Annotated in this window: 30 protein-coding genes; 24 read left to right on the forward strand and 6 right to left on the reverse strand. The window is 67.9% G+C overall.

Annotated features, from left to right (window positions below):
- Positions 1–369: 369 nt before the first annotated feature.
- From hda to AC5P53_RS12210, 3 genes are read right to left on the reverse strand one after another with little or no spacing between them, the layout of a single operon-like run.
- Positions 370–1,077 (reverse strand): DnaA regulatory inactivator Hda, encoded by a 708-nt coding sequence (gene hda, locus AC5P53_RS12200; RefSeq protein ID WP_014646247.1) that lies wholly within the window; start codon positions 1,075–1,077, stop codon positions 370–372.
- Positions 1,077–2,246 (reverse strand): AI-2E family transporter, encoded by a 1,170-nt coding sequence (locus tag AC5P53_RS12205; RefSeq protein ID WP_014646246.1) that lies wholly within the window; start codon positions 2,244–2,246, stop codon positions 1,077–1,079. The genes hda and AC5P53_RS12205 overlap by 1 nt, the downstream gene beginning before the upstream one ends.
- The gene (locus AC5P53_RS12210; RefSeq protein WP_014646245.1) at positions 2,243–3,382 is read right to left on the reverse strand and encodes a DUF2066 domain-containing protein; all 1,140 of its coding nucleotides are present in this window, start codon (positions 3,380–3,382) and stop codon (positions 2,243–2,245) included. Before AC5P53_RS12210 ends, AC5P53_RS12205 begins: the two co-directional genes overlap by 4 nt.
- Before the next feature lie 99 nt (positions 3,383–3,481).
- Here AC5P53_RS12210 and purM point away from each other — a divergent pair, with 99 nt between their 5' ends.
- The 7 genes from purM to AC5P53_RS12245 all read left to right on the forward strand — a co-directional run bounded on the left by purM (position 3,482) and on the right by AC5P53_RS12245 (position 8,408).
- Positions 3,482–4,540 (forward strand): phosphoribosylformylglycinamidine cyclo-ligase, encoded by a 1,059-nt coding sequence (gene purM, locus AC5P53_RS12215; RefSeq protein ID WP_134808578.1) that lies wholly within the window; start codon positions 3,482–3,484, stop codon positions 4,538–4,540.
- Positions 4,541–4,561: 21 nt separating this feature from the next.
- Positions 4,562–5,050, forward strand: a complete 489-nt coding sequence (locus tag AC5P53_RS12220; protein ID WP_032957615.1) for a hypothetical protein — start codon at positions 4,562–4,564, stop codon at positions 5,048–5,050.
- The gene (locus AC5P53_RS12225; RefSeq protein ID WP_241887208.1) at positions 5,047–5,469 is read left to right on the forward strand and encodes a hypothetical protein; all 423 of its coding nucleotides are present in this window, start codon (positions 5,047–5,049) and stop codon (positions 5,467–5,469) included. Before AC5P53_RS12220 ends, AC5P53_RS12225 begins: the two co-directional genes overlap by 4 nt.
- 41 nt (positions 5,470–5,510) lie before the next feature.
- Positions 5,511–6,173: a DUF2238 domain-containing protein gene (locus AC5P53_RS12230; RefSeq protein ID WP_069117523.1), complete on the forward strand. Its 663-nt coding sequence runs from the start codon at positions 5,511–5,513 to the stop codon at positions 6,171–6,173.
- A complete protein-coding gene (gene purN / locus AC5P53_RS12235) occupies positions 6,170–6,829 on the forward strand; it encodes a phosphoribosylglycinamide formyltransferase (protein WP_049441056.1) in 660 nt (219 codons plus the stop codon). Before AC5P53_RS12230 ends, purN begins: the two co-directional genes overlap by 4 nt.
- Positions 6,830–6,897: 68 nt before the next feature.
- On the forward strand, positions 6,898–7,722 hold the full coding sequence (locus AC5P53_RS12240) for a DUF3108 domain-containing protein (RefSeq protein WP_046429311.1): 825 nt from the start codon (positions 6,898–6,900) through the stop codon (positions 7,720–7,722).
- A 2-nt stretch (positions 7,723–7,724) separates the two neighbouring features.
- Positions 7,725–8,408, forward strand: coding sequence for a DUF3108 domain-containing protein (locus AC5P53_RS12245; protein WP_014036249.1), 684 nt, complete (start codon positions 7,725–7,727; stop codon positions 8,406–8,408).
- Positions 8,409–8,496: 88 nt separating this feature from the next.
- On the opposite strand, the gene AC5P53_RS12250 is transcribed toward AC5P53_RS12245, so the two are convergent.
- Genes AC5P53_RS12250 through AC5P53_RS12260 form a run of 3 tightly spaced genes read right to left on the reverse strand, consistent with a single transcriptional unit; the run spans position 8,497 to position 10,334 of the window.
- Positions 8,497–8,814 carry a hypothetical protein gene (locus AC5P53_RS12250; RefSeq protein WP_032957609.1) on the reverse strand — a complete coding sequence of 106 codons (318 nt, stop codon included), beginning with the start codon at positions 8,812–8,814 and terminating at the stop codon, positions 8,497–8,499.
- Positions 8,811–10,082 carry a UDP-N-acetylglucosamine 1-carboxyvinyltransferase gene (gene murA, locus AC5P53_RS12255; protein WP_014646237.1) on the reverse strand — a complete coding sequence of 424 codons (1,272 nt, stop codon included), beginning with the start codon at positions 10,080–10,082 and terminating at the stop codon, positions 8,811–8,813. Before murA ends, AC5P53_RS12250 begins: the two co-directional genes overlap by 4 nt.
- A 21-nt stretch (positions 10,083–10,103) precedes the next feature.
- Positions 10,104–10,334: a BolA family protein gene (locus AC5P53_RS12260; protein WP_005408396.1), complete on the reverse strand. Its 231-nt coding sequence runs from the start codon at positions 10,332–10,334 to the stop codon at positions 10,104–10,106.
- Positions 10,335–10,388: 54 nt separating this feature from the next.
- Here AC5P53_RS12260 and AC5P53_RS12265 point away from each other — a divergent pair, with 54 nt between their 5' ends.
- The 17 genes from AC5P53_RS12265 to AC5P53_RS12345 all read left to right on the forward strand — a co-directional run bounded on the left by AC5P53_RS12265 (position 10,389) and on the right by AC5P53_RS12345 (position 24,258).
- Entirely contained in the window at positions 10,389–11,390 is a 1,002-nt protein-coding gene (locus AC5P53_RS12265; RefSeq protein ID WP_014646236.1) for a KpsF/GutQ family sugar-phosphate isomerase, read from the forward strand.
- 67 nt (positions 11,391–11,457) lie between these two features.
- The gene (locus tag AC5P53_RS12270; protein ID WP_014036245.1) at positions 11,458–12,006 is read left to right on the forward strand and encodes a KdsC family phosphatase; all 549 of its coding nucleotides are present in this window, start codon (positions 11,458–11,460) and stop codon (positions 12,004–12,006) included.
- Positions 12,003–12,578, forward strand: coding sequence for an LPS export ABC transporter periplasmic protein LptC (lptC, locus tag AC5P53_RS12275; protein WP_014646235.1), 576 nt, complete (start codon positions 12,003–12,005; stop codon positions 12,576–12,578). Before AC5P53_RS12270 ends, lptC begins: the two co-directional genes overlap by 4 nt.
- A gap of 101 nt (positions 12,579–12,679) precedes the next feature.
- Complete coding sequence (lptA, locus tag AC5P53_RS12280; protein ID WP_032959333.1) at positions 12,680–13,246, forward strand: lipopolysaccharide transport periplasmic protein LptA; 567 nt, start codon at positions 12,680–12,682, stop codon at positions 13,244–13,246.
- A complete protein-coding gene (gene lptB, locus AC5P53_RS12285) occupies positions 13,246–13,965 on the forward strand; it encodes an LPS export ABC transporter ATP-binding protein (RefSeq protein ID WP_005415558.1) in 720 nt (239 codons plus the stop codon). The genes lptA and lptB overlap by 1 nt, the downstream gene beginning before the upstream one ends.
- A gap of 40 nt (positions 13,966–14,005) precedes the next feature.
- Positions 14,006–15,427, forward strand: coding sequence for an RNA polymerase factor sigma-54 (locus AC5P53_RS12290; protein ID WP_049441051.1), 1,422 nt, complete (start codon positions 14,006–14,008; stop codon positions 15,425–15,427).
- A gap of 58 nt (positions 15,428–15,485) precedes the next feature.
- Complete coding sequence (gene hpf / locus AC5P53_RS12295) at positions 15,486–15,803, forward strand: ribosome hibernation-promoting factor, HPF/YfiA family (protein WP_005415556.1); 318 nt, start codon at positions 15,486–15,488, stop codon at positions 15,801–15,803.
- A gap of 21 nt (positions 15,804–15,824) precedes the next feature.
- On the forward strand, positions 15,825–16,277 hold the full coding sequence (locus tag AC5P53_RS12300) for a PTS sugar transporter subunit IIA (RefSeq protein WP_495227395.1): 453 nt from the start codon (positions 15,825–15,827) through the stop codon (positions 16,275–16,277).
- Entirely contained in the window at positions 16,274–17,224 is a 951-nt protein-coding gene (gene hprK / locus AC5P53_RS12305) for an HPr(Ser) kinase/phosphatase (RefSeq protein WP_005408388.1), read from the forward strand. The genes AC5P53_RS12300 and hprK overlap by 4 nt, the downstream gene beginning before the upstream one ends.
- A 27-nt stretch (positions 17,225–17,251) precedes the next feature.
- Positions 17,252–18,136: an RNase adapter RapZ gene (gene rapZ, locus AC5P53_RS12310; RefSeq protein WP_014646231.1), complete on the forward strand. Its 885-nt coding sequence runs from the start codon at positions 17,252–17,254 to the stop codon at positions 18,134–18,136.
- Positions 18,137–18,441: 305 nt separating this feature from the next.
- Complete coding sequence (locus tag AC5P53_RS12315) at positions 18,442–18,834, forward strand: PTS sugar transporter subunit IIA (protein ID WP_032958481.1); 393 nt, start codon at positions 18,442–18,444, stop codon at positions 18,832–18,834.
- Positions 18,827–19,096, forward strand: a complete 270-nt coding sequence (locus tag AC5P53_RS12320) for an HPr family phosphocarrier protein (protein ID WP_005408385.1) — start codon at positions 18,827–18,829, stop codon at positions 19,094–19,096. The genes AC5P53_RS12315 and AC5P53_RS12320 overlap by 8 nt, the downstream gene beginning before the upstream one ends.
- 2 nt (positions 19,097–19,098) lie before the next feature.
- Positions 19,099–20,868, forward strand: coding sequence for a phosphoenolpyruvate--protein phosphotransferase (gene ptsP / locus AC5P53_RS12325; protein WP_032958484.1), 1,770 nt, complete (start codon positions 19,099–19,101; stop codon positions 20,866–20,868).
- A 228-nt stretch (positions 20,869–21,096) separates the two neighbouring features.
- Positions 21,097–22,458, forward strand: coding sequence for a magnesium transporter (gene mgtE / locus AC5P53_RS12330; protein WP_008266103.1), 1,362 nt, complete (start codon positions 21,097–21,099; stop codon positions 22,456–22,458).
- Between the two features lie 33 nt (positions 22,459–22,491).
- Positions 22,492–22,758 (forward strand): hypothetical protein, encoded by a 267-nt coding sequence (locus AC5P53_RS12335; RefSeq protein ID WP_049405333.1) that lies wholly within the window; start codon positions 22,492–22,494, stop codon positions 22,756–22,758.
- Between the two features lie 71 nt (positions 22,759–22,829).
- The gene (locus tag AC5P53_RS12340; protein ID WP_080354503.1) at positions 22,830–23,630 is read left to right on the forward strand and encodes a carboxylesterase family protein; all 801 of its coding nucleotides are present in this window, start codon (positions 22,830–22,832) and stop codon (positions 23,628–23,630) included.
- 136 nt (positions 23,631–23,766) lie between these two features.
- Complete coding sequence (locus AC5P53_RS12345; protein WP_014646227.1) at positions 23,767–24,258, forward strand: REP-associated tyrosine transposase; 492 nt, start codon at positions 23,767–23,769, stop codon at positions 24,256–24,258.
- The last annotated feature ends 77 nt before the right edge of the window (positions 24,259–24,335 follow it).

Genomic DNA, 24,335 nt, shown 5'->3' on the forward strand with positions numbered 1-24,335 from the left:
CATCCATGGCGCCAACGCCCCTGCATGGCCCACCCGCCCGGCCTCTGACAGTTTCCGTGCGCGTCCAGCCACGGAAGAAAGAAAGAAAAGCAAAAGCGGGTCGCTTCGCTGCGCTTGCTCGGGTGTCGACCAAGGTCGACACCCACCAACAGCCGCGGGAACCTGTCGAAGGCGGGGTGGCTCAGGTTGCGGGGGCGTGAGCGCCATGGATGGCGCGACCGAGGCTACAGGGACGTACTTGCGCCGTCCCCCGCAACCTGAGCCACCCCGCCCCCCTCAGGAAGCCACTTCTGCCGTTGACGTTGACGTTGCCGGCCAGCGGCCGGCACTACCGCGGGTGCAGGGCGCAGCCCTGCCGAACAACATCCCTCAGTAACGAGGCCGGCCTTCTTCCAGCACCTGGCGCAGGAACGGCACGGTGATCCGCCGCTTCGCCGCCAGCGATTCGCGGTCCAGCCAGTCCAGCAGGGTGATCAATCCACCCAGCTCACGGCCGGTGTGCGACAGCAGCCACTCGATGGCCGCTTCGTCGATGGCCAGGCCGCGTCGCAGTGCACGCTCGCGCAGCACGGCCGCCCGCCCTTCCTCATCCAGCGGCTGCAGCAGCACGCGCACGCACTGGCCCAGCCGCGAGCGCAGGTCCGGCAGCACCAAGCCCAGTTCGCCCGGCGCCTTCTGTGCCGTGTACAGCACGGTCACGCCCGCAGCGCGCGCACGGTTGTGGAAATCGAACAGCGCGATCTCATCCTCGCGGTTGCCGGCAACCTCGTCCAGGCCGTCCAGCGCCACCAGTTCGCGCGCTTCCAGCCCATCAAGCGCCGCACGGACACGGCCGGCGGCGCTGGCCAGCGGCACGTACGTCGGCAACCGTCCGGCCTGCTCGGCGCTGGAGCACATCGCCAGCGCCTGGTGGGTCTTGCCGGTTCCCGCCGCACCTTCCAGGTAGACCCAGTCGTGGCTGGCGCCAACCGCGATCGCGCGCAGCTGCGCCAGCGCGCCATCCGGCGCGCCGATGAAGGTCTCCAGGCGCTGGTCCCGCGGGTAATGCAGGGCCAGCGGCAGTTGCGGCACACCCATCACTTCAGGTCGGGGCCCTTGTCGTCCGGAACGATGATATGGGGCGCGTCGACCACGCCATCAAGCACGATCGCCGGCTTCTCGCCCACGTACAGTTCGCTCTGCCGATAGCGCTGGTGGGCATAGCGCAGCAGCACGTTGGTCACCGCCGCTACCGGCAGCGCCAGCAGCATGCCGAGGAAGCCGAACAGCTGGCCGCCGGCCATCACCGCGAAGATCACCGCCACCGGGTGCAGGCCGATCTTGTCGCCGACGATGCGCGGGGTCAGCACGTAGCTTTCCAGCAGCTGGCCCACGGTGAACACCACGCCGACCAGGATCAGCAGCTTCAGGTCGAAGCCCTGCGCCTGCACCAGCGCGGCGATCACCGCCATCAGCACGCCGGTGGTCGCGCCCAGGTACGGGATGAAGCTGATCAGGCCGGCAATCAGGCCGATCAGCAGGCCCAGCTTGAGGCCGACCAGCGACAGGCCACCGGCGTAGATCACGCCCAGCGCCAGCATCACCAGGAACTGGCCACGGATGAACGCACCCAGCACCTCGTTGGATTCACGCGCCAGCGCGCTGATGGTGCCGATCTGGTTGCGCGGAATCACCGAGGCCACCCGCTCGACCAGCTTGTCCCAGTCGCGCAGGAAGTAGAACGCCAGGATCGGCAGCAGCAGGATGTTGACCACCCAGGTCACCATCGCAAAGCCCGAACGCGAGACGTAGCCCATGAACGTGGTGGCGAAGCCGCCGGCCTGCTGCCAATGGCTGCGCACCCATTCGATCAGGCGGTCCGGATCCAGCCACTGCATCACTTCCAGGCCGGTCTTGTGCTCGAACCAGGGGATGCCGGTCTGCATCAGCCACGCCTGCGCCTGCGGCGCGGCCGCGATCAGGGTGGTGATCTGGCGCTCGATCATCGGCACCAGCACCAGCAGCAGTGCCACGATCACCAGCACCATCGCTGCGAACACCAGCACCACGCCGGTCATGCGCGAGCGGCCGGTGGCCTCGATGCGGTCCACCAGCGGGTCACCCAGCCAGGCCAGCGCCAGTGCAAGCACGAACGGGGTCAGGATCGGCGCCAGCAGCCACACCACCCAGCCGATCAGGCCGGCGAACAGGATGTACTTCAGCCGGCGCAGGAACTGCGCGATTTCAGCTTCCGGGCTCAGGATCATCGCAGGCGGTACTCGTTGCTGACCGGCGCGGCCACCGGGGCACCGGTGGTGTCATCGATCGGGGTCGGCAGGGCCGGCAGCGGCGCGCTTGGCACCAGCACGCCATTGTCGCCAAGCATGCGGTTGAAGCCGGCCAGGCCGGTGGTCATCTCCACGCTCAGCTCCAGTTGGCCGGCCGAGGCGTGCAGCGGGGTGACGCTGCGCACCACCGGCACCTCGCGCAGGCCAGCGGCCAGCCGCAGGTAGTCATCGGCGCTGTTGATGCCGGTCACCACCAGGCGGTAGGTGCCGGCCTGGCCGACGGCCACGCCGGCCTTGGCATAGCGCTTGACCAGCGCATCGGCGGCACCGTCGGCACCGGCGGCCATCGCGCGCATGGCGTTGGCGTCCTTGCTGGTCCACTTGTTCAGTTCGCGGCCGTTGTCGACGAACACCCAGTCCGCCTGCCAGCCACCGTTGGCGCGGTAAAGCTTGCCGATCAGCTGCATCGGCGGTGAGTAGCGCGAGGAGGCACGGGCCACGGCGGCGCTGTCCTGGCGCCAGATGGCACCGGCCAGGGCCTGTTCGGCAGCACCGCCGCTGGGCAGGCCCAGCTTGTAACCCCGCTCGATGGCGCGGTTCAGCAGCGGGCGGGCGGCATTGGCCTGCTGCACGCTGACCAGGCGCGGGCCACTGCCGTCGTCGACGGCCAGCCACAGCACCGGCTTCGGTCGCGGCTGCGGCCACAGCGGCAGGCCCAGCGCCGAGACCAGCGAATCGACGTCATCCTCGCGGAAGCGGGCCACCAGCAGGGTCCGGAAGCTCGGTGCGCCGCTGGCACCCACGCTCTGGTCCTGCTTGTAGTCGTAGCTGGCCACGTAGTCCTTGGCATTGCGCAGCGCCTGCACCACGCCGGGGCGTGACATCACGTTGCGGTCGCCGGACAGCTTGCCCAGCACCACGCTCAGGGCACGGGCCAGGGCACCGTTGCGATCGGCCTCGGCCTGGCTGTTGACGGGCACTTCGGCCTCGTACGCGCCACTGGCGGTGGCGACATCTCCCTCGGTGCGCAGGCCGCTCTGGGCCATCGTGGCCACCGGCAGGCTCAGTGCAAGGAGCAGGGTCAGAATCAGGCTGCGGCGCATCAGGACATCCATTGGCTCGACGAATCCGGGGGAATTGTTGCCCGAATACGGCCTTTGCGCCAATGCGGCCTGTTAAAATCGCTCATTCAACCCCTGCCAGCGCCGACGCCCGTGACCAACACCCCGTCTTCCGCCCCTTCCCCCCTCACCTACCGTGACGCGGGTGTCGACATCGACGCCGGCAACGCGCTGGTCGAGCGGATCAAGCCCCTGGTCAAGCGCAGCTTCCGCCCGGAAGTGATGGGCGGCCTGGGCGGCTTCGGCGCCCTGTTCGACCTGTCCAACAAGTACCGCGAGCCGGTGCTGGTGTCGGGTACCGATGGCGTGGGCACCAAGCTGAAGCTGGCCCACCAGCTGAACCGCCACGATACGATCGGCATCGACCTGGTCGCCATGTGCGTGAACGACGTGCTGGTGCAGGGTGCCGAGCCGCTGTTCTTCCTGGACTACTTCGCCACCGGCAAGCTGGACATCGACACCGCCGCAGCGGTCGTGGGCGGCATCGCCAACGGCTGCACCGAGGCCGGCTGCGCGCTGATCGGCGGCGAAACCGCTGAAATGCCCGACATGTATGCCCCGGGCGAGTACGACCTGGCCGGCTTCACGGTCGCCGCGGTCGAGAAGAGCGAGCTGAAGGACGGCGCCAGCGTGGCCGCCGGCGACGTGCTGATCGGCATCGCCTCGTCCGGCCCGCACTCCAACGGCTACTCGCTGGTGCGCCGCATCTACGACCGCGCCGGCCGCCCGGCCGACCTGGAGCTGGAGGGCGGCGTGAAGCTGGTCGACGCGCTGATGGCACCGACCCGCCTGTACGTGAAGCCGATCCTGGCACTGCTGAAGTCGCACGGCGAGGCCATCCACGGCATGGCCCACATCACCGGTGGCGGCCTGACCGAGAACATCATCCGCGTGGTGCCCGACGGCCTCGGCCTGGACATCCGGGCATCGTCCTGGACCCTGCCGCCGGTGTTCCAGTGGCTGCAGAAGGAAGGCGCCGTGGCCGACAGCGAGATGTGGCGCACCTTCAACTGCGGCATCGGCTTCGTGCTGATCGTGGCAGCCGACCAGGTCGCCGCCGTGTCCGAGGCGGTCAAGGCGCAGGGCCTGGACCACTGGACCATCGGCCAGGTGGTCACTGCTGAAGGCGCCGAGCGCGTCCACATCGGCTGAACCCGGCCCCGAGGAGCCCGCATGGACGCAATGCCCCCGCTGCCCCCTACCCCCGTGCCGCCGCCAACGACGGCGGTACCGGCGTTCAGCCCCCAGGACGCCGACCACCTGCGCATGCTGTCAATCGCGCACTACGTGGTCGGCGGCCTGATCGCGCTGTTCTCGCTGATCTTCATCGTCCACATCGTGCTCGGCGTCACCGCGCTCACCGGCAACCTGCCGATGAACTCCGGCGGCCAGCCCTCGTCGCCGGCCGAACAGCGCGTGTTCGGCTGGATGTTCGTCGTGATCGGCTGTGTCATCGTGTTCGGTGGCGTCACCCTGGGCGCGTTCGTGGCCTACGCCGGCCGTTGCCTGGCCCGCCGCCGCCGCTACCTGCTGTGCCTGATCGTGGCCGGGCTGGCCTGTCTGTTCACGCCGATCGGTACCGTGCTGGGAGTACTCAGCCTGATCACGCTGCTGCGTCCGCAGGTCAAGGCCGCGTTCGACACAGCGGGCACGGCGGCATGACGAGCCCGGGCGCACCGCCGCCGCTGCCGCAGCAGACCCTGGCGCACCTTCAGCTGGGCAGCCACCTGCAGACGCTGAAGGTGCTGTTCTACGCGCTGGCGGTTTTCCACTGGATGGCCGCGCTGGCCTTCCTCGGTTTCATCGGCCTGGTTGCCAGCTCGCGCGGGCTGGACGATGGCGCGGTACTGGCCACCGTGTACGGCGTCGTTTCAGCGCTGGCTGCCGCGCTGGGCTTCGTGCAGCTGCACACCGCGCGCCTGCTGTCGCGCCGCACCGGGCTGGCCTGGTGCCAGCGCGCGGCCTGGCTGGCGGTGCTGGCCGGCCCGCTGGGCATGGCCCTGACCGCCTATGCCTGGGTGTTCCTGTCCAAGCCTGGCATGGCCGCCCTGTTCGACCGCGGCGACCATCTCCGCGTCTGAACTTGCCGGCAGACGCCCCGCCCTTTCCTGATCGACTTCCCATGTCCGCGCCTGCCCTCCCCACGACCGCTTCGCCCAGCGCCTTCCGTTTCTCGCGCCCCAAGAAGCTGGCCTTCGCTGCCGTGCTGGCGGTATTCGCGGTCAGCTGGATCCAGCCGCTGTGGCCCACCGAGCAGGCGCTGCACAGCACGCTGACCGTGATCGGCCTGGGCGCCCTGCTGTGGGTCGACCGCCGGGGTGGCTGGCTGGGCAACGGTGCCTTCATCGCGATCTGCGGCTTCATCGCGCTGCACTGTGTGGCCGCCCGCTGGCTGTACTCGAACGTTCCCTACGACGCGTGGACGCAGGCGCTGATCGGCTGGTCGCCGAATGCGGCGTTCGGCTGGCAGCGCAATCATTTCGACCGCCTCATCCACTTCCTGTTCGGCGTCTGTTTCACGCCGGCACTGCTGCAGCTGGCACGTCACGCCTGGCCGGCGCTGCGCCGCGGCCAGGCCTTCGCCCTGGTGGTGATGACGGTGATGTGCGCCAGCCTGGTCTACGAGTGGTTCGAATGGGCCATCGCGCTCGCCCTGTCGCCGGACGCCGCCGAGGCCTACAACGGGCAGCAGGGCGACATGTGGGACGCCCATGCCGACATGCTGATGGCCACCGTGGGCAGCCTGCTGACCTGGCCGCTGATCCGCCGGAGTACCCCGCAATGACCGCGCCCACCCGCATTGCCGTGCTTGCCTCCGGCCGCGGCAGCAACCTGCAGGCCATCCTCGATGCCATCGCTGCGGGACGCCTGCGCGCCGAGGTCGTCGGCGTATTTTCCGACCGCCCGGCCGCCGCCGCGCTGCAGCGGGTCAGCGCCAACCTGCGCTGGGCGCATGCGCCGAAGGAATTCGACGACCGCGCCGCCTACGAGCAGGCACTGGGCGACGCACTGGCCGCGGTCGCACCGGACTGGATCGTCTGCGCCGGCTACATGCGCATACTCGGCGCCGCCTTCGTGCAGCGCTTCAATGGCCGCCTGGTCAACATCCACCCGTCGCTGCTGCCGCTGCACAAGGGGCTGGACACGCATGCGCGGGCACTGGATGCAGGCGATGCCGAGCACGGTGCCAGCGTGCACCTGGTCGTACCCGAGCTGGACGCCGGCGCCGTGCTGGCCCAGGTGCGGGTACCGGTGCTGCCCGGCGATGACGCCGACACGCTGGCCGCGCGTGTGCTGGCGGTGGAGCATCCCCTGCTGATCGCCACGCTGCAGCTGCTGTGCGCCGGCCGCCTGACTGAACGGGAGGGCCAGCCGCAACTGGACGGTCACCCCCTGTTTAGCCCGCTGGCCCTAGATTCCGCCGGGAACCTGAACCGGTAACGCCCACGCACACGCCCCGCTGACTGCGGGGCTGGCATCCTGCCCACCTCCTGCGGCTCCTCTCTTCCATGAAGACCACGACCCTGCTGTCCACTTCGCTGCTGCTGTCGCTTGTCGTGCTCCCCGGCGTGGGTTGGGGCCAGGCGCAGGCGCCTGCCTCGCCGGCTCCGGCGCCGGTGCCAGCGGTGCAACCGCCGGCCGAAGCGGCGGCCCCGGCCCTGCCGGCCTTGGCGTGGGAACCGCCGCCGCTGCAGCCGTTCAGCGCCACCTACCAGGCCTTCTACAAAGGCAAGGAGGCCGGCGACGCCAGCATGCAGGTCACCCATACCGGCGGCAACCAGTGGCGGGTCGACATGCAGGTGGTCGGCCGCCGCGGCTTTGCCAGCGTGCTGGGCCTGAACATCGAGCAGAGCACGGTGTTCGAGGAGCGCGCCGGCGCCTATGCACCGCTGAGCCAGAGCACGGTGCGCAAGGGCCTGTTCCTGGGCAAGAAGGCGGTCGGCACGTACAACTGGCAGGCCGGTACCGCGCAGTGGACCGGCGACGTCGAGAAGAAGCGTGCGCAGCCGATTCCGCTGCAGCCGGGCGACCAGAGCGCCCTGCTGATCAACCTGGCGATCATGCGGGATGCCCGTCCGGGTGCCACCATGCACTACCGCTACGTGGACATGGGCAAGGTCCGCCAGCACGACTACCAGGCCGCGCCGCAGACCGAGAACGTCGAGGTCGGCGACCTGTCCTACAACGCGCTGCGGGTCTACCGGACCAACGGCGGCAACAACGAAACCATCCTCTGGATCGCCAACGGTGTCCCCACCCCGGTGCGCATCCTGCAACGCGAAGACGGCGAAGACCGCGTCGATCTGCGCCTGATCGAATACCAAGGAGTCTGAGCATGAGCACCCTGACCCGCCCCCTCACCTGGATCGCTGCAGCCGCGCTGTCGGTGGCCAGCCTGCCGGCCATGGCCCTGCAGCCGTTCAAGGCCGATTACCTGGCCAGCTACATGGGCATGCAGGCCAATGGCAGCATGACGCTGAGCAGCGAGGGTGCCAACAAGTGGCGCTACACGCTGCAGGTGAAGAACCAGCTGGCCGACCTGAGCCAGAGCACCGTGTTCGAAGAAGTGCGCGGCCAGCTGCGCCCGCTCAGCAGCCAGGACCGTTCGGCGCTGCTGGTGAAGAAGCGCAACGTGCAGGCCAACTACAACTGGACCAGCAACCAGGCCACCTGGACCGGCGACATCAAGCCGGACCGCGCTGGACCTATCGCACTGAAATCCGGTGACATGGACGCGCTGCTGATCAACCTGGCGATCGCCCGTGACCTCGCCGCCGGCAAGCCGCTGACCTATCGCATGGTCGACGAAGGCCGCATCAAGAACATGACCTACCGCGTGATCGGCAAGGAGTCGATCACCGTGGGCGGCAAGAGCTACGAAGCGACCAAGGTCTCGCGTGCCGACGGCAACAAGGAGCTGATCGCCTGGATCGTGCCGGAGTTCCCGGTGCCGGCGCGCATGCTGCAGCGGGAGAACGACCGCGATGCACTGGACCTGACCATCAAGGCGATGAACTGAGTGCCGGGGTCGGATCCCATTCCGTCGGGGATGGGCTCCGACCCCAGGCCCCGCGAAAAGAAAACGCCCGCTTTCGCGGGCGTTTTTCTTACTTCTTTTCTTCGGCCGCCGCCGGCTTGAACTCGGTACGGCAGTCCACGCGGATCTGCTCGCCGGTGCTGCGCCAGACGAAGGTGCGGCAATGGCGGTTGCCGTCCTGGCTGTCATTCACCGCAACCGCATAGAACGACTCGATGATCTCGTCGCGCGAGACCGTGCCATCGCCATTCCAGTCCATGTCCTTCTGCTCGATGCCCTGGGTGATGGCGATGTTGGCGTACCAGGCGTAGCCCAGCCACGCCAGCACGATCAGCACCAGCGCCAGCAGCGCCTTGCGACGCGGGCTGAACTTGCCGCGCAGGATCATGGCACGCGCCGGATGGTGGCACCGAGCGAAGACAGCTTCTCTTCGATGTTCTCGTAGCCACGGTCAAGGTGGTAGATGCGGTCGATGGTGGTCTCGCCGCTGGCCATCAGGCCGGCCAGGATCAGCGAGGCCGAGGCACGCAGGTCGGTGGCCATCACCGGTGCGCCACTCAGGTGCTCGCTGCCCCGCACGATGGCGGTGTGGCCTTCGACCTGGATGTCCGCGCCCAGGCGCAGCAACTCGTTGACGTGCATGAAACGGTTTTCGAAGATCGTTTCGTTGATCACGCCGACGCCGTCGGCCACGCAGTTGAGCGCCATGAACTGCGCCTGCATGTCGGTCGGGAACGCCGGGTACGGCGCGGTGGTCAGGTTGACCGCCTTCGGCCGCTTGCCCTGCATGTCCAGGGTGATGGTGTCGTCGGTGGTCTCGATCTTCGCACCGGCTTCGACCAGCTTGGACAGCACCGCGTCCATGGTGTTCGGGCGCGCACGGTTGACCGTGACCTTGCCGCCGGTCATCGCCGCAGCCACCAGGAAGGTGCCGGTCTCGATGCGGTCGGGCAGCACTTCATGGCGGCCGCCGGACAGGCGCTCGACGCCTTCGATGACCAGGCGGGCAGTGCCCAGGCCTTCGATCTTCGCGCCCAGCGCGATCAGGCAATGCGCCAGATCGGTCACTTCCGGTTCCATCGCACAGTTGTCGAGGATGGTGGTGCCTTCGGCCAGCACCGCGCCCATCAGCACGTTCTCGGTGCCGGTAACGCTGACCATGTCGAAGGTGAAATGGCCGCCCTTCAGGCGCTTGGCCGTGGCCTTGATGAAGCCGTTCTCGACCACGATCTCGGCGCCCAGCGCCTGCAGGCCCTTGATGTGCTGGTCGACCGGACGCGAGCCGATCGCGCAGCCGCCGGGCAGCGACACTTCCGCCGCGCCGAAGCGGGCCAGCAGCGGGCCCAGCACCAGGATCGAGGCGCGCATGGTCTTGACCAGCTCGTACGGGGCGACATGCTGGTTGACCGGACGCGGGTCGACCACGATCGCACTGCCGCGCGACAGCGTGCCCTGGTCGATGGTGACCTTGGCACCCAGTTCACCCAGCAGCTTCACCGTGGTGACCACATCGTGCAGGTGCGGCACGTTGGTGATCTCCACCGGCGCATCGGCCAGCAGGGTAGCGCAGAGAATGGGGAGGACGGCGTTCTTGGCGCCGGAGATGCTCACTTCACCGTGCAGCGCAGCGCCGCCGGTCACAACGATCTTGGCCATGTATTCGGGATCTTCTGCGGTTCAGCCGGCTTCGGCCGGGGTCACGGTTTTCAGCGCCAGCGCGTGGATCGCGCCGCCCATCAGGTCGCCCAGGGTGGCATAGACCATCCGGTGGCGGGCCAGCGGCATCTTGCCGGCAAAGGCCTCGCAGACCACGGTCGCTTCGAAATGCACGCCATCGTCGCCCTGCACGTCGGCGCGGGCGCCGGGCAGGCCGGTTTCGATCAGGTTGCGGATGGTGTCGGCGTCCAACGGGCTTTCCTAATAAAATGTGCCTCCATTCTACTTCCGCTGCGTGGCGTCCGCATGGCCGAATCCCTGTTGCCCCCCCGTTCCGTCGACCCTGCCGGCCTGGTCGCCAGCGGCCGCCGCGTCTTCGAGATCGAGCGGCAGGCGCTGGATGCCGTGGCCGACCGCCTCGGCGAGGCCTTCCAGCAGGCTTGCCAGGCGATCCTGGCCAGCCGCGGCCGGGTGGTCGCCACCGGCATGGGCAAGTCCGGGCACATCGCCCGCAAGATCGCCGCTACGCTGGCCTCCACCGGCACTCCCGCGTTCTATGTGCATCCGGGCGAAGCCGGCCATGGTGACCTGGGCATGATCACCGAGGCCGACGTGGTGCTGGCGCTGTCCTATTCGGGCGAATCGGACGAAGTGCTGATGCTGCTGCCGGTGCTCAAGCGCCAGGGCAACGTGCTGATTTCCATGACCGGCCGCCCGCAGTCCAGCCTGGCCACCGCCGCCGATATCCACCTGGACGTCAGCGTGCCGGCCGAGGCCTGCCCGCTGGCGCTGGCGCCGACCTCCAGCACCACCGCCTCGCTGGCGATGGGCGATGCGCTGGCCGTGGCCCTGCTCGACGCACGCGGCTTCACCGCCGACGATTTCGCCCGCTCGCACCCGGCCGGCAGCCTCGGCCGCCGCCTGCTGCTGCATATCACCGACGTCATGCACACCGGGGAGGACCTGCCCAGCGTGGGGGCCGACGCCAGCCTCAGCGAGGCGCTGGTCGAAATGAGCCGCAAGCGGCTGGGCATGACCGCCGTGGTCGATGCCGACGGTGTGCTGATCGGCCTGTTCACCGACGGTGACCTGCGCCGGGCGCTGGACAGCGCGCTGGACGTGCGCACCGCGAAGATCGCCGATGTGATGACCCGCAACCCACGTACCATCGGCGCCGACCAGCTGGCGGTGGAGGCTGCCCGGCTGATGGAGACCCACAAGATCACGGGCCTGATCGTGGTTGACGACCAGGGCCGGGCGGTCGGTGCCCTGAACATTCATGACCTGTTGCGGGCCCGGGTGGTTTAACCGACAGTCCGTAGACCCCATTCAGTCTGTACCGTCCCAACCCGAATCCACCGAGCCTGCCACCCTGATGCCCTGGTCCCCCCTGCCCGCCTTCCCCGCCCACCTGCATGCCGCCGCGGCCCGCGTCCGCCTGGCCTGCTTCGACGTGGACGGCACCCTCACCGACGGTCGGCTGTACTACGACAAGGACGGCAACGAGAGCAAGGCGTACTTCGTGCAGGATGGCCTGGGCCTGAAACTGCTGCAGCAGCACGGCATCCACCCCGTGCTGATCACCGCGCGCAACAGCCAGTCCGCGCTCAGGCGCGGCGCCGACCTCGGCATCGATACCCAGATCGCCGTGGGCGACAAGCTGGCCAGCGTGCAGGCGCTGTGTGCGCAGCACGGCATCGGTCTGGAGCAGGTGGCCTTCATGGGCGACGACCTGCCGGACCTGGCACCGCTGGGCGCGGTCGGCCTGGCGGTGGCGCCGGCCAACGCCCACCCGTGGATCGCCGAGCGCGTGCATTGGCAGACCCGCGCCGACGGCGGACGTGGTGCAGCCCGTGAGCTGTGTGACATCCTGCTGGCCGCGCAGGGTCATGTGGACGCGGTCCTGGCGAGGTTCGGCGCATGAACCTGCCGAGCCTGAACTGGCGCACCCTGCTCGGCATCGGCCTGCTGCTGGCGGCCCTGCTCAGCAGCTGGGCGGCCCTGCGCAACCGCGACAAGGGTCCGGCCACTGCCGGCCAGGATGTCGGCGTGGACTACGTCCTGCACGACTTCCAGGTCGTCGCCCTGGATGAGCACGGCAAGGAATCGACCACCCTGCGCGCACCGTTGCTGGAGCGCCAGCGTGGCGACCAGACCATCAACATCGCCACGCCGCTGTTCGAGATGCCGGACAAGGATGGCAAGCACTGGACCCTGCGTGCCGAGACGGGCTGGCTCAGCGCCAAGGGCGACCAGATGAAGCTGCGCGGCAATGTCGCCGGCGACAGCCCGGCCGATCCGGGCGTGGTGCCGACCACCTTCCGCACCGACCACCTGGACGTGTTCCCGAAGGAGAACCGTGCCCGCACCGATGCGCTGGTCACCATGACCCGCCCCGGCATGGAACAGTCCGGCGTTGGCTTCGAGGTGGATTCGAAGAACAACACGTATCATTTCCTCAGCCAGTCCAAGGGCCGTTACACGCCCCGACGCTGATTCCGCCGCCCTCCTGCGACGTCCCCGGACAGGCGCAAGGCAGGCAGCCCACCCATCCGCCCCCGGTTTCCCGGGCGGCCCCACCGGTAGAACGGACCCCGATGAAGATTCCCTTTGCAGCCGTACTCGCGCTCGGTCTCCTTGTTCCCAGCGCTGCCTTTGCCAAGTCCACCGACCGCAACGAGAACATGAACATCGACTCCGGCGCGCAGTCGGGCGTGCTCACCGGCGATGGCAAGACCGTGCTCTCGCAGGGCGTGACCGTCACCCAGGGCTCGCTGGACATCCGCTCGTCCGAAGCCGAGATCTACCTGAAGGACGGCGAGGCCGTGCGTGCGGTGTTCACCGGCAAGCAGGCCACGATGAAGCAGCAGCTCGACGATGGCACCTGGATGGACGCGGTGGCTGATCGCATCGACTACGACATCAAGACCGAGATCATCACCCTGACCGGCAACTACAAGGTCACCAGCGCGCGCGGCACCAATGCCGGCCAGCGCATGGTCTACAACACCCGTAGCGGCGAAATGAATTCCGGTGGCGATGGCAGCCGCGTGCGCACCGTCATTCCGCCGAAGAACAAGAACGCGGCGGCACAGCCGGCGGCCACGCCCAAGGCGGCGGCGCCGGCCAGCACGTCGGCCAAGCCGGCCGGGAGCAAGAAGTAATGCTCGTCGCCAAGGGCCTGCGCAAGCGCTACAAGCAGCGCGAAGTCGTGAAGGACTTCGGGCTGACCCTCGACGCCGGTGAAGTGGTGGGCCTGCTCGGCCCCAACGGTGCCGGCAAGACCACCTGCTTCTACATGATCGTCGGCCTGGTCGCCGCCGATGCCGGCAGCATCGTGCTCGACGGCAAGGACATCACCAGCGATCCGATGTACACCCGTGCCAAGCAGGGCGTGGGCTACCTGCCGCAGGAGCCGTCGGTGTTCCGCAAGCTGACGGTGGCCGACAACCTCCGCCTGGTACTGGAGCTTCGCGAAGACCTGGATTCGGCCGGCCGCGAACGCGAATTGAACAGCCTGCTCGACGAACTGCAGCTGGGCCATGTGGCCGACCAGCTCGGCGCCAGCCTGTCCGGTGGCGAACGTCGTCGCTGCGAGATCGCCCGCGCACTGGCCGCGCAGCCGCGCCTGATCCTGCTCGACGAACCGTTTGCCGGTGTCGACCCGATCTCGGTGGGTGAAATCCAGCGCATCGTCACCCATCTCAAGCAGCGTGGCATCGGCGTGCTGATCACCGACCACAACGTGCGCGAGACCTTGGGAATCTGCGACCGCGCGTATATCCTCGCCGAGGGCACCGTGCTGGCCCAGGGCTCGCCGGAGGCGATCCTGGACAACGCCGACGTACGTCGCGTCTACCTTGGGGATTCCTTCAAGCTGTGACCGCAGGCGCCGGGTCCCTTTCCTTCCGTTCGGCACAGGCATGAAGACTCGGCTGCAGACATCGTTGGGACAACAGCTGGTGCTCACGCCCCAGCTGCAGCAGGCGATCAAGCTGCTGCAGATGTCCACGACCGAGCTGGAGCTTGAAATCGCCCAGGCCGTGGAGAGCAATCCGCTGCTGGACTGGGCCGACAGCAACGACAGCAGTGCCGCCAATGAGGCCAGCGACAGCACCGATGCCGACGCGCCCGCCGAACGCACCGACAACGGCGACGACTGGGCGCCGGCCGAACTCGACTGGAGTGCCGCCGGCAGTGGTGGCAGCTTCGACGATGACGATGACACCGGCAGTGCCGCCGAGCGCGTGGCGGAAACCGAAACGCTGGCCGACCACCTGCTGTGGCAGCTGCACCTGTCGCATCTTTCCACGCATGACCGCAGCATCGGCGCTGCACTGATCGATGCGCTGGACGACGATGGTTACCTGCGCGAACCGCTGGCCACCATCGCCGAAACCCTGCTGCCGGCGGTCCATGCCGGTGAGGATGAAATCCTCGCGGTGCTGCATCGCATCCAGCGTTTCGACCCGGTCGGCGTTGCCGCGCGCACGCTCGGCGAGTGCCTGCAGCTGCAGCTGGACGTGTTGCCTGCCGACACGCCGGGGCTGGCGCTGGCGCGACAGATTGCCGCAGGCCCGCTGGAACGGCTGCCGCGCAGTGGCGTCTCCGGGCTGGCGCATGAACTGAAACAGCCGCTGGACGAGGTCGAGACGGCGGTCGCGCTGCTGCGCTCGCTGGACCCGCGTCCGGGCACGCAGATCGCGCCGCTGTCGCAGGACACCTATGTGGTGCCCGACGTGGTGGTGTGGCGGCAGAACGGCATCTGGCGCGCAGCGCTGCCGGCCCATGCCGGGCCGAAGGTGGTGATCCACCGTGGCTACGAACAGCTGATCCGCCGCTGTGGCGAGGCCGACGCCGGCTACCTGCGCGGCCAGCTGCAGGAGGCGCGCTGGCTGCTGAAGGGCCTGCAGCAGCGCGGCGAAACCCTGCTGCGGGTGGTGCGCAGCCTGATCCTGCAACAGGCCGGCTTCCTCGAATTCGGCGAGCAGGCGCTGCGCCCGCTGACCCTGCGCGAGATCGCCGCCGAGCTGGGCCTGCACGAATCCACAGTGTCGCGCGCGATCGCCCGCAAGCACGTGCGCACGCCGCGCGGCACCCTGCCGCTGCGCGCCTTCTTCGCCTCGGGCATCGATACCGAAGGCGGTGGCGAGGCGTCCAGCACGGCCATCCAGGCAATGATCCGCCGCCTGATCGACGACGAGAACCCGCGCAAGCCGCTTTCTGACGCCAAGCTGGCTGACCTGCTCAAATCGTCGGGAATTCCAGTAGCGCGACGCACCGTGGCGAAGTATCGTGAAGCCATGAACATTTCCGCCTCGCACGAAAGGGTCAGAATCGCTTGACGCGCCGCCGCGCCCGGCGGAGAGGTTCATTGGCACATCCGAACACAGGAGAAACCCGATGCGCATCGAAACGTTTGGCAAAGACGTCGAAGTCACCCCGGCCCTGCAGTCCTATGTAGAGGAGAAGCTGGCCCGGATCGGAAAACACTTCGACCAGCACTGCGAAGCGCGGGTGACCCTCAAGCTGCAGAAGACCGAACACCACGTCGACGCCAGCCTCAACATTCCGGGGCAGACCCTGCACGCCGAGGCCGGCGGCCAGACCATGTATGCCGCGATCGACCTGCTTGCGGACAAGCTTGACCGCCTGGTCATCAAGCACAAGGAGAAAAAACAGCAGCACGCACCGCTGCCGGTGGGCGACAATGGTGGCTGATCGCCACCGTTCCCCGCAGACATGCCCCTGACTGACCTCCTGGCGGCCGTGCAGACCCAGCTCTGCACGGCCACCGACCGTGACAGCGTCCTGCAGGCCGCCGCCGGGTTGCTGGCCTGCCGCCAGGCCAACGCCGAACAGATCTATCTGAACCTGTGCCAGCGCGAAGCCCTGGGCAGCACCGCGATCGGCCACGGCATCGCCATTCCCCACGGCCGCGCGCCGACCCTGGACCGCCCCCGTGGCGCCCTGCTGCGACTGGCGACCCCGGTCGATTTCGGCGGCGACGAACCGGTGGACCTGGTGTTCGCGATGGCCGTCCCCGCCCACTACACCCACCAGCACCTGATGCTGCTGTCCGAGCTGGCCGAGCTGTTTTCCGCACCGGACATCCGCCAGGCCCTGCGCGAAGCCGGCGATGCCCGGTCGCTGCGCGAGGCGCTGGACATGACCCCACCTGCGAGTGCCGCATGAATACCAGCATCACCGCCCGTGAACTGTTCGAACAGCAGCGCGAGCGGCTGGGGCTGCGCTGGGCCGCTGGCAAATCCGGTGAGAAACGCGAGCTGGAGGCCGGCAACACGGTCTCGCGGCGTCCGTCGCTGGCCGGCTACCTCAATGCGATCTATCCCAACAAGGTGCAGATCCTGGGCACCGAGGAACTGTCCTGGCTGGACGCGCTGGAACCCCGCCAGCGTTGGGAGACCATCGAGAAGATCATGCAGTCGCATCCGCTGGCGCTGGTGCTGACCCGCAACCAGGCGTGCCCGGAAGACCTGCGCGCGGCCGCCGATGAATCCGGTACACCGCTGTGGCTGTCGCCCAAGCGCGGCCACGAACTGCTCAACCACCTGTCCTACCACCTGGCGCGCACGCTGGCGCCGCGGGTGATCCTGCATGGCGTGTTCATGGAGATCTATTCCATCGGCGTGCTGATCACCGGTGAGGCCGGGTCGGGCAAGAGCGAGCTGGCGCTGGAGCTGCTAAGCCGCGGCCATCGCCTGGTAGCCGACGATGCGCCCGAATTCACCCAGATCGCCCCGGACGTGCTCGACGGCACCTGCCCCGAACTGCTGCAGGACCTGCTGGAAGTGCGCGGCCTGGGCGTGCTGAATGTGCGCGAGATGTTCGGCGACACGGCTGTAAAGAAGAACAAGTACCTTCGGCTGATCGTCCACCTGACCAAGCCGATGACCGAACCCACCCCGCATGGCTACGAGCGCCTGACCGGCGACTCGGGCACCCGCCATGTGCTGGACCTCGACGTTCCGCTGATCACCCTGCCGGTGATGCCCGGCCGCAACCTGGCCGTGCTGACCGAAGCCGCCACCCGCCTGCACATCCTGCGCACCAAGGGCATTGATCCGGCAGCGATGTTCATCGCCCGCCACAGCAATCTGCTGGAACGGCGAACACCCTGATTCCCCTGCCCCTCAAAGAGCCTGTCCATGAGCACCGCCACCCCCTCCGCCCCGACCCTGATCATCGTCAGCGGCCTGTCCGGCTCGGGTAAATCCGTCGCCCTGAAGACCTTCGAGGATCAGGACTACTACTGCTCGGACAACCTGCCGATCCACCTGCTGCCGGACTTCGTGCGCAGCCTGCTGGCCAACCACGATGGCAGCGCGCCGCGCCGGCTGGCGGTGGGCATCGACGTGCGCGGCCAGGCCGACCTGAGCCAGCTGGGCGACTGGCGGCAGCTGGCCACCGACGCCGGCGTGGAAGTGAAGGTGCTGTTCTTCGAGGCCAGCGACGAAACGGTGCTCAAGCGCTATGCCGACACCCGCCGCCGCCATCCGCTGAGCCAGCTGGGCCTGTCATTGCCCGAGGCGATCGCCCGCGAGCGCGAGCTGACCGCGCCATTGCGCCGCGAGGCCGATGCGGTGATCGATACCAGCAACCTCAACGTGCACCAACTGCGGCGGCGGATCATCACCGAGTTCGCGATGGACCATGCCACCGGCCTGTCGCTGCTGTTCGAATCATTCGCCTACAAGCGCGGTGTACCCGCCGAAGCGGACTTCGTGTTCGATGCGCGGGTGCTGCCCAATCCACACTGGGACCCGGACCTGCGTGCGCTCAGCGGCCGCGAACCGGGTGTGCGCGACTACCTGGAAGCGCAACCGGACGTGCAGCGCTACCTGGCCCAGCTGATGGATTTCCTCGATACCTGGCTGCCGAAACTGGGTGATGGCACCCGCAGCTACGTGACCGTGGCGTTCGGCTGCACCGGCGGCAAGCACCGCTCGGTGTTCCTGGCCGAGCGCATGGCCCGGCATGCCCGCGAGATGGGCTGGCAGGACGTGGCGACGTACCACCGCGAACAGGATTGAGGGGGGCCGGCCGGGCTGCGCCCGGCACCCGTCGGTAGTGCCGGCCGCTGGCCGGCAACAGCAACAGCAACAGCAAAAGCGGCATTCCGTGGCATGGCGGGGCGGTGTGGGTAGGTGTCGACCTTGGTCGACACGATGGATCCACACCATGCGTGGATGAATCGCTGCCAGGCATCGAAAAACGCATGGGGTCGGATCCCTTTTCCAGGGGAAAAGGGCTCTGACCCCGATAACGCTGAATACGGGACACAGTGCCCCTCATCTGCTGCTATCGCCGATTCACCTTGACCTGTTAACGTGCAGTAATGACCTGTGGCATTCTCCTCGTAACACATCCCGGGGTCGGGACCGCCCTGCTTGACGTGGCGACCCGGCTCCTGCGGCAATTGCCGCTGAAAACCGAAGCTTTCGAAGTACCGTTCGACGCAGACATGGACGCCCTGCTCCCGCTCGCCTCGGCCGCCCTGCGGCGGGTCGACAGTGGTGAGGGCGTGCTGATCCTGACCGACCTGTACGGCGCCAGCCCCGCCAACCTTGCAGGGCAGCTGGCCCGGCTGGGGACCCCGGTTCGCCGGGTGTCGGCGCTGAGCCTGCCGATGTTGCTGCGGGTGATGAATTATCCGGAACAGGGACTGGATCAACTGCCCGCCACAGCCGCGGCGGGCACCCGTAATGGAGCGATAGTCGACGATGCTTGAACGAGAACTCACCGTCAGCAACCGCCTGGGCCTGCATGCCCGGGCCACCGCCAAGCTGGTGCAGACCCTGGCGCCGTTCCGCTGCAACGTGACCATGGCCGCCAAGGGCCGTGAGATCAACGCCAAGAGCATCATGGGCGTGATGCTGCTGGCCGCCGGCCAGGGCACTCCGGTCACCGTGCGCATCAACGGCGAAGATGAAGCCGCCGCGATGGAGGCGGTGGTCGGCCTGTTCGAACGCCGCTTCGACGAGGACAGCTGAGCGTGCCACGCGCACGCGCCGGCCAGCTCCCTTCCGGCCAACGGCCGGTACAGCTGTTGGCCGGCCATGGCGCGGCGCGCGGAACGGCGATGGGCCGGGCGCGCGTGCGGCTGCCGCATGCACTGGAAGTGGCCGAGCAACGCGTGGCCGCCCACCAGGTCGAGGCCGAACTGGCCCGCCTGCACCGTGCGCTGGATGCCGCGCGTACGGAAATGCACGAACTGCGTCAGCGCCTGCATGGCGCACTGAACCAGGAAGTGGGCGAGTTCCTCGACCTGCACGCGTTGCTGCTGGACGACCCCGAGCTGCTGTATGGCCTGGACGAACTGATCCGCAGCGGCCCGTACAGTGCCGGCTACGCGCTGCGCCTGCAGCGTGACCGCCTGGCCAAGGTCTTCGATGGCATGGACGATGCCTACCTGAAGAGCCGCATGGACGATCTCGACCATGTGATCGGCCGCATCCACGCCTTCCTGCAACCCGAACGCCCGCCGGTGATGAAGGGCCTGGCCGGCGAGATCCTGGTCTGCGACAACATCGCCCCATCCGAACTGGCGCAGCTGCAGGCGCAGGGCGTGGTCGGCATCGTCACCGCCGCCGGCAGCGCGCTGTCGCACAGCGCGATCCTGGCGCGCAGCCTGCACCTGCCCCTGATCGTCAATGTGCCGCAACTGCTCAGCCGCGTCGCCGACGGCGACGTGCTGATCATCGACGGTGCCGACGGCAGCATCACCGTCAACCCGCTGGCCGACAACCTGCGTGACTACCGCGCACGCCTGAAGGAACACGCGCGCGAGCAGCGCGAGCTTGGCCGCCTGCGCAGCAAGCCCAGCCGTACCCGCGACCAGGTCGACATTGCCCTCCTGGCCAATGCCGAATCGCTGGAGGACGTCACCCAGGCGCATGCGCTGGGCGCGCAGGGGCTGGGCCTGTACCGCACCGAATTCCTGTTCCTGCAGCGCAACGAGCTGCCGGACGAAGAAGAACAGTTCCAGACCTACCGTGATGCCGCACTGGGCATGAGCGGCCGGCCGGTGACCATCCGCACGCTCGACCTGGGTGCGGACAAGGCCGATCGTACCGGTCTGACCCTGAGCAACGAAGAGAACCCGGCACTGGGCCTGCGCGGCGTGCGCCTGTCGCTGGCACGGCCCAAGGTGGCCGACACCCAGCTGCGCGCGATCCTGCGCGCCTCGGCCTACGGCAAGCTGCGCGTGCTGGTGCCGATGGTCAGCACCCGCGAGGAACTGCTGGCGGTGCGCCGGCGCATGCTCAAGCTGAGCGAACAGCTGCGCAGCGAAGGCCATATGGTGTCCGAGCACGTGCCGCTGGGCGCGATGATCGAAGTCCCGGCGGCGGCATTGGCGCTGGAGAGTTTCATCGATCTGGTCGATTTCCTGTCGATCGGCACCAACGACCTGGTGCAGTACCTGCTGGCCGCCGACCGCAACAACGAGGCGCTGGGTGAGTTGTATTCACCGTTGCACCCGGCGGTGCTGCGGCTGTTGCAGATGGTGATCGAGACCGGCGCACGCCACCGCATCCCGGTGGCGGTCTGCGGCGAGATGGCCGGTGATGCGCGGATGACCCCGTTGCTGCTGGCGCTGGGCCTGAGCGAGTTCAGCCTGCATCCCGGTACGTTGCTGGAGGTGCGCCGTGCCATCCGCGAAGCCGATCTGGGTGCGCTGCGCGCCCGTGCCCCGAAGCTGCTGGCCGCGCGCGACCGCCGCGCCATCGAACGCTGGCTGGCGCTGGTGGCCGATACGCCCTGACACCACCCGCTCGCCGGGCATGCACGCCTGGGGCCAGATCCCTTTTCCGCGGGAAAAGGGATCTGGCCCCGTCTCGCTGAAGGCCAAGAGGTTGCCGGCCAGCGGCCGGCACTACCGCCACCCGGCGGCTATGCGCTGAAACATCCCCTTGCGATAATGACGCGCTGAACACCCCTGTTGCCGCATCCTTGCCGGGATCGCGGCTTTTCTTATCCCGCGGGAGCTGCGATGGCTGAAGCTGTACGCCACGACAAGACTGCGCGCCAACTGCGGATGTTGTCCGATGCCCTGGACAGCGGCCGGCTGGGCCCGGTACGTCGGCTGGTCAACACCCTGGCCCCGGCCGAGATCGGCAACCTGCTTGAATCGCTGCCGCCGGGCAAGCGCGAGGTGGTGTGGGGCCTGGTTGATCCGGAAGATGACGGCGAGGTGCTGGTCCACGTCGGCGAAGACGTGCGCGAGAGCCTGCTCGCGGACATGGACCCGGACGAGATCATCGCCGCGGTCGAAGACCTGGACATCGACGACCTGGCCGACCTGGTCGAAGACCTGCCCGATACGGTCATCGACGAGGTCCTCAAGTCGATGGACCGCGAGAACCGCGAGCGCCTGGAGCAGGTGCTGTCCTATCCCGAGGACAGTGCCGGCCGCCTGATGAACCCGGACGTGGTGACCGTGCGCGCCGACGTCAATGTCGACGTGGTGCTGCGCTACCTGCGCCTGCGCGGCGAACTGCCGGACCATACCGATCACCTGTTCGTGGTCAGCCGGCGCCATCAGTACCTCGGCCGGGTGTCGCTGGCGGCACTGGTGACCCACGAGGACACCACTCCGATCAACCGCCTGATCGACGACGAGCAGCCGGCCATTGACGTCGGCGAGAGCGACCAGGAGGTCGCCCGCCAGTTCTCCGACCATGACTGGATCTCCGCGCCGGTGGTGGACGACAACAACATCCTGATCGGCCGCATCACCATCGATGACGTGGTCGACATCATCCGTGGCCAGGCCGAGCACCAGGCACTGGGCGCCGCCGGTCTGGACGAGGACGAAGACCTGTTCAGCCCGGTCTGGCGCGCCATGCGCCGGCGCTTGATGTGGCTGTCGGTGAACCTGTGCACCGCCTTCCTGGCCTCCAGCGTAGTCGGCCACTTCGAAGGCACCATCGACAAGCTGGTGGCGCTGGCCGTGCTGATGCCGATCGTGGCGGGCCTGGGCGGCAATGCCGGTACCCAGGTGCTGGCGCTGATGGTGCGCGGCCTGGCACTGGGCCAGGTAGGCGCGTCCAACGCGCGCACGCTGCTGTGGAAGGAGGTGCGGGTCGCCTTGTTGAACGGCGTGATGCTGGGTTCCGTGCTGGGGCTGATCGTGCTGGCCTGGTTCCACTCGCCCGGGCTGTCGGCAGTGATCGCCATCGCGCTGACCTGCAACCTGCTGTTCGCCGCACTGGCCGGCGTGCTGGTGCCACTGACCCTGAAACGCTTCGGCTTCGACCCGGCGCTGGCCAGCGGCATCTTCCTGACCGCCGTGACCGACTCGATGGGCTTCTTCACCTTCCTCGGCCTGGCCACGCTGGTGCTGCTGCACTGAACCCTGCAGGGTCCGATCCCAACTGGAACACCCATGGCAACAACGATCGAAAACTATTTCCAGCCCGGCTGGCGCGACCAGCAGCACACCTGCCCGGCCTGCGAATGGAAGGGCAGCTCGCGTGCCATGGAGATGGAGCTGGACGAGGACGCCACCGAGTACGCCTGCCCGGTCTGCGAGAACCCGCTGCTGGTGGTGCTGCATCCGGACATCGCGCAGGTGCAGGCGGCCGCCGCCGACGGCAATGCCGAAGCGCAGGAGCAGCTGGACATCATTGCCAGTTTCCCGCGACCGGAGTGACGCGCCGCACGATGCCGCGTTGACCTGCGGCGGGCTAGGATGCAGCTGACCCTGCCGCCCCGGGAAATCCCATGGTCCGATCGATGTCGCGCTGGCTGCCGCTGCTGGCCTTTCTGATGATGAGCGGTTGCACTTCGCTGCCGGACAGCGCGCGCGGCCGCTTCGAGGGCCGCGCAGTGAAGGTGGACGGCGAGACCGCCTACTACCAGGTGTTCATTCCGGCCGGCGTTCAGGCCACCGCTCCCACCAGACTCCCGGTCATCCTGTTCCTGCACGGCTCCGGCGAGCGTGGCGGCGACGGTGTCAAGCAGACCCATGCGGGGCTGGGGCCGCACCTGCGCAGGCACGCGGCCGACTTCCCCGCATTGGCCGTATTCCCCCAGGTGCCGGGCCACCAGGAATGGAGCGGGCGCAACAACCGCGTTGCGCTGGCCGCCCTGGACGCCACCATCGCCGAGTTCGGTGCCGATCCCTCACGGCAGTACCTGACCGGGATGTCGATGGGCGGCTATGGGAGCTGGAACATCGCGCTGGATGACCCCGGGCGCTTCGCCGCGATCGTGCCCGTGTGCGGCGCGGTGCTGGCGCCACGCGCGGTGCGCCCGACCCTGTTCGTCGAGCAGGTCGCCCAGGAAACCGATCCGTATGCGGCCATCGCCCAGCGCCTGAGAGGCACGCCGATCTGGATCTTCCACGGTGCGCTGGATGATGTAGTGCCACCGGACGACGATCGCAGACTGCACGCCGCATTCCGGAGCGCCGCTGCACGCGACGTGCGCTACACCGAGTACCCGGACGGCAACCACAATGCCTGGGACGCCACCTACGCCGACCCGGCGATGTGGGCATGGCTGTTCGCGCAGAAGCGCTGAGCCGCAGCTTCAGTAGTTGCCAACCTTGGTTGGCATTGACTGCCCTGGTAGTTGCCAACCTTGGTTGGCACTGGCCTACCTGAAACCAACCCATTCCCCGATGTTCACTGGAAGCAGGCCCGTCCATGCTTGCTCCATGCAGAACACACGTCTCCTGCTCGGTCGTCGCTCCAGCATCGGCCTCAGCTATATCCTCACCGCCGTCGTCCATGACCGCGCGCCGCTCTTCACCAACGCCGCAGCGGCCGCCTTGGCAGTCCGCGAATTCCAGCGACTGGATCAGGAAGGCTTCACCCGCTCGATTGCGTACGTGGTCATGCCCGACCACATCCACTGGCTGGTCGAACTACGTGCGGGAACGCTGGAAACCGTCATGAAGCGTTTCAAGTCGCGCACAGCCCAGCAGGCAAACCGGTTGCTGGGGCGAGTCGGGCGCTTCTGGCAGGCCTGCTATCACGATCATGCGATCCGCTCTGACGAATCGTTGCACCGGCGTGCGATGTACCTGATGGGAAATCCGATCAGGGCCGGACTGGCGACGCGGCTTGGGCAATATCCCCATGCATGGTGCGAATGGGAGCTTGGGGCTTCGTGTGATCCGCTCGACAACTTGGGCGCGGATGGATAGTGCCAACCAAGGTTGGCATCTACCAGAGCGGTGCGCGGACAAGCCGCGCGGCAAGTGTGTCAACCAAGGTTGACACC

Source organism: Stenotrophomonas sp. YJH_SMC_82 (assembly GCF_059368875.1).